Source organism: Nocardioides sp. (genome assembly GCF_035429765.1).
Taxonomy (GTDB): Bacteria; Actinomycetota; Actinomycetes; order Propionibacteriales; family Nocardioidaceae; genus Nocardioides.
Window position 1 is genome coordinate 1 of sequence record NZ_DAOMFK010000229.1, and the last position, 4514, is coordinate 4514.

The 4514-nt window shown below is 69.8% G+C and carries 5 protein-coding genes; 2 read left to right on the forward strand and 3 right to left on the reverse strand.

Annotated features, from left to right (window positions below; all coding sequences use genetic code 11):
- On the forward strand, nt 1-761 hold a 761-nt coding region (locus tag PLP61_RS15105), incomplete at its 5' end, for a hypothetical protein (protein ID WP_324503581.1).
- 82 nt (nt 762-843) lie between these two features.
- On the opposite strand, the gene PLP61_RS15110 is transcribed toward PLP61_RS15105, so the two are convergent.
- Together PLP61_RS15110 and PLP61_RS15115 are read right to left on the reverse strand one after the other, a co-directional pair.
- A complete protein-coding gene (locus PLP61_RS15110) occupies nt 844-1431 on the reverse strand; it encodes a transposase (protein WP_324503582.1) in 588 nt (195 codons plus the stop codon).
- 108 nt (nt 1432-1539) lie between these two features.
- Entirely contained in the window at nt 1540-3264 is a 1725-nt protein-coding gene (locus PLP61_RS15115; protein ID WP_324503583.1) for a SulP family inorganic anion transporter, read from the reverse strand.
- A 111-nt stretch (nt 3265-3375) separates the two neighbouring features.
- On the opposite strand from PLP61_RS15115, the gene PLP61_RS15120 reads away from it, so the two are divergent.
- The gene (locus PLP61_RS15120) at nt 3376-3951 is read left to right on the forward strand and encodes a hypothetical protein (protein ID WP_324503584.1); all 576 of its coding nucleotides are present in this window, start codon (nt 3376-3378) and stop codon (nt 3949-3951) included.
- A 35-nt stretch (nt 3952-3986) separates the two neighbouring features.
- Here PLP61_RS15120 and PLP61_RS15125 read toward each other — a convergent pair.
- The coding region (locus PLP61_RS15125; RefSeq protein WP_324503585.1) for a DedA family protein at nt 3987-4514 on the reverse strand (528 nt) is incomplete at its 5' end.

The window sequence follows — 4514 nt, forward strand, 5'->3', positions numbered from 1 at the left end:
TTGCGACCAAGGATGTCCTGCTGGTCCGTCTGCACCGGCTGGCCCAGGACGACGCCGAGGCGGCGACGGTCCTGGCATGGCTCCTGCTGCCCGGTGCGACCCGGTTGGCCGACGGCCTGCGGGATCTGTCGCCGGACATCGACGCGCTGACCGCCGGCGAGCTGTGGCTGCAGATCCGGAGCCGACCGGCGAACCGATGCGTGGCTGCGGCCATCCTCCGCGCTGTGCGCCGCTCTCTGCTCGCCGAGCTGGGCCGCTCCGAGGCAGCGCGGCGGAGCGATCGCACCTGGGCAAACACCACGCTGTGCGACAACCCCGAAGACCTCGACCTTCTCGCGAGTGTCCCCGAGCTTCACGCTGATGCCGTGTTCGAGACGAGCTTGCTCATGCAGTCAGCGCTATTGCGGGGCTTGGTGAGCCTTTCCGATGCATCGCTCCTGAAGCAGCTCGCTGAGGCCGCCGAAGAGCGTTTCGCTCCCGCGCGGCGGGGACGTGCTGGGCTCACCTCACCGTCGGTTGTCGAGTATGTCGCCCGCGACCGCCCTCAGTCGGTGCGATGGATCCGGCGCCGCGCATCGGTCCTCATGGACCGGCTCTGTCGGTACGCCATGGACGAGCGTCTCGTCGAGGAGCTCCGCGCGTTCGTCGCGGCCCACGAGGTGCCGCCGATGAGCCTCGACGAAGTCCTCGAGGAGTACCTGTGGCAGCACAGAGAGAAGTACGTCGACGAGGTTCACGGCGAGTTCGACGAGTCCGCGTGATTCAGAACGTTGCCGTGACCTTCTCTGCCGAGATGGGTGCGTCTACCTCTCCGGCTCCCATGAAGTGTTCAGGATGAAGTGTTCAGGCGACCAGCATCGAACTCGCGCAGGGTGACTTTGGCCTCGAAGGCACCGGGTCCCTCGTCTTCCACCGACCTGAAGCCATCCGGTGGCCGAGGTGGTGGTGTTCTCGAACGACTTCGCTAGGCAGCGGGACCGTGCGCAACCTCGACGCGCCAGGCGTGCCGGATGGGTCGGAAGGTGACTGCCTGTCGTCCCACCCAACCCGGCGCACTTCGACGCGGTGGTCGCGGCCGAGGGTGCGGGCCGCGGCGGCGGTGACTCCGCGGTCGACCAGGACCAGCTCGAGCCGGTCGGTGACGCCCTGCCGGTCCAGGTGCTCCAACATCAAATCGCTCGTCCGGTTCTCGTGGGTTGAGGCGGGCACGACCAGCGCGGCCACCGGGAGGCTGGTGACTTCGACGGCGACGAAGCGCTTGGCGCCCTTGGTGCGGCCGTAGGGGCCGCCGCGCTCGTGGAAGGTGAGGCCGCCGTTCGAGGCGCCGCGGGCGAGGTGGGTGTCGATGACGACCCTCGACGGGCGTCGTGACCATCGGCCCAGCCGTGAACCACAAGCACTCCCAACCCATGCGCATCGCGTGTGGGACACTCGATCGTCCTAGCCCCCGAACGTGGGGTCGTCACCGCGCGGATATGGGTGATGTGGCACCTCGCGGTCGACCACCCGGCGAGCCAGTGCTCTCGTTGATCGCATCACTCATGGTGCAATCCCTTTCGGATGCGGATGGTCGAGCTCGGGCGGGTCGTCGACTGCGGCCGCCACGGTGGGGTAGGGGTCGGCGAGGCCGGCGAGTTGCTCGTGCCCTAGGCGCGCCGCGTACTGCCGGACCCCGGCGTGGGCTCCGGCGAACCGGACGTCGATCGATGCGGCGCGGAGGTCGTCGACGGCCGTCGCCAACGCATCGGCCGCGGTCACGTCGATCTCGGAGGTGGAGTCGAAGTCGATGACGACGCGCGCCGGTCGGGGCTCGACGTCGAGGGTGAGCGAGGTGAGCTTGTCGATCACCGGATCGACGCTGGCGAAGACCAGGGGGCCGTCGGTGCGCAGGATCACGGTGCGGGGAACCGGGGTCGTGCCCGGGTTGGCGTCGATCTCGACGAACCCGCGCTCGGGGTGGCGACCGAGCACGGCGACGTGGGGCGTGCTCATCCGCTGCAGGAGCAGAACGAGGCTCAAGACGATTCCGATCAGGACGCCTGCCATCACCTCGATCAGGACGACGCCGAGGAAGGCGGACAGGGCGAGCCAGAAGTCCGGCACCCGCACCTGGTGGAGGTGCCAGATCCGGCGCGGCGTGATCATCCCGATCACGGCCGAGATGACGATGGCGCCCAGGACCGGTTCCGGGAGGTTGGTGAACAGCCCGGTCAGGAAGAGCACCGTGAGGGTGACCAGGCCGGCCGTGGTCACGAACGCCATCGGCGTACGGGCACCGCTGTCCTCCGCGGCCGCGGACTTCGAGAGGCTTCCGGCGGGCGGGAAGCCCTGCAGCACGCCGGCACCCACCGAGGCAGCGCCGTAGGCGAGAAGCTCGCGGTTGGCGTCGACGGTGGTCCGGTCCTTGGCGGCGTAGGCCTTCGCGACCGCCAGGCCCTCGGCGAACCCGACCACCACGATCCCGAACGCGCCGGGGAGCAGGTCGAGGACGTCGCGGAAGGTGACTCCGCTCCACGACACGAACGCGAAGCCTGACGGGATCGTGCCGACGATCTCGACGCCCTTGTCCTCGAGGCCGAGTGCCGGCACCAGGAGCAGTGCCAGCACGACGACCAGCAGGGCCGCGGGGGCCTTGGGTGCGTAGCGGCGGAGCAGCAGCAGGGCCGCGAGCGAGCCGACGCCCACGGTGACCGCCGCGGTGTTCCACGAACCCGCGGAGGTCGTGACCTCCCACAGCTGCATGAGCGTGCTCCCCTCGGGCGTCTCCATCCCGACCAGCTTGGGGAGTTGCCCGACGACGACGTACACGCCGAGACCGATGATGAACCCGTCGAGGACCGGCTCGGCGAACAGCCGGGAGATGAACCCGAGCCGCAGGGCGGCGAGCCCGAAGAAGACGGCGCCCACCAGGAGCGACAGCACGGCCGTCAGTGCGACGTACTGGTCCGTCGCGGTCGCCGCCAGCGGTGCCACCACCGTCGCGGTCAGCGCTGCGATGGTGGAGCTCGGCCCGACGAAGAGCCGCTGCGAGCTGCCCAGCCAGGAGTAGGCCAGGACGGCGAGCGGCACCGAGTACAGGCCGAACTGGGCGGGGACGCCGGCGATCGAGGCGTAGGCCATCGCCTCGGGCACCACCAGGGCCCAGAGCGTCAACCCGGCGACCAGATCACGGGTCAGCCACGTCGTCCGGTAGCCCCGTAGCCATGCAGGAACGACCGTCGGTCTCCTCGACCGGGCGGCCGGTGTCGGGCGCGCAACGTCCACCGGTCAACCTCTCCTGCTTCTGGGGCAAGGATCGGGATCAGTCGGGAAGATCGGCACAGTCGTCCCCCATGGGGGATTGTCCCCGCGGTGCCCCGGGCGTTGACTGCTGCCATGAACGACGAAGTCCCGAGTGCGCCACGCCAGCCCCTGCTCGACGACGACAGCCGTCGCGTCGTGGCGGCTGCGCTCGCCGGTGCTGCGCTGGGCGCCTGGCCGGCGTTCACGCTCGGCGTCTACGGCGTCATCTTCTTCGAGCAGCACCTGTCGCTCTGGGCCGCGGCGACCTCTGCCTTCCTCGCCCTCGGCTACGCGCGAGGGCCGCGCGTGTGGCGTCGGCCGGCCGTCCTGGCCCTGCTGCTGCCCACGCTGTGGATCGTGCTGGCCTGGATCCTCCCGGTCGGAGGCACCTCCGGGATCTACCAGGCGCTGTTCTGGCTCGGGGTGGTCATCACCGTCGCCGGGCTCCCCGCCATGGCCGCCTTCCTGGTGCGCCTGATCATCCCGACCGCCGAGCGCCTCCAGGGCCGCGAGCGGCTGGCGGCGGTCGGAGTCGTCGCCACCGTCATGCTCGCCTCGTTCCTCACCGGCACGCAGCACCCGCGGATCCTCACCTGCGAGGACTTCAGCATCAGCGGCAACTACTCGCCCGACAACTGCTCGCCGGGCACCGGCAGCACGGTTCGCTGAGCACCGTCCGGCGGGCACCGAGTCACCGGTCACGGTCACGAGGAGTCCTGAGCATGGCCGGCGGTCCTGGCGTGCTCCCGCCGCAGGTTCCAGAAGACGACCGCGATCGCGACGGTCGTGACCGTCCCGGAGATCACGACCGATGCGAGGGGGTACTCGCCGAGGCTCAGGCCGATCCAGTAGGCAAGCAGGCACGTGTACACGCTCCACAGCACGCCGCTGAGGACCGACCAGCCGAGGAACCGCCGGTAGCGGATGTCGGAGAGCCCCATGGTGGCGTTGACGACGAAGCGCAGCCCCGGGACGTACCGGCCGCCGACGATGAGGACCGGGACGCTCCCGGTCATGATGGCGAGTCCCTGGCTGACCTTCGGGTTCGCCTTCGCCTTGTCCAACTGCGGCCGTATGCGACGGGCAGAGCGACGGGCGATCCAGAAGAGGCTCGAGTCGCCGACGATGGCGCCGAGTGCTCCCATCACGATGACAGGTAGAAGGTCGAGCGTGCCCTGGGCCGCGGCGGTTGCAGCCGCGTTGAGCGTGGTCTCGGCCGGGAAGATGGGCAC

Bases quoted from the DNA above. Each gene is read 5' to 3' on its own strand.
- PLP61_RS15120 (WP_324503584.1), top strand. From the start codon at position 3,376: ATGAACGACGAAGTCCCGAGTGCGCCACGCCAGCCCCTGCTCGACGAC.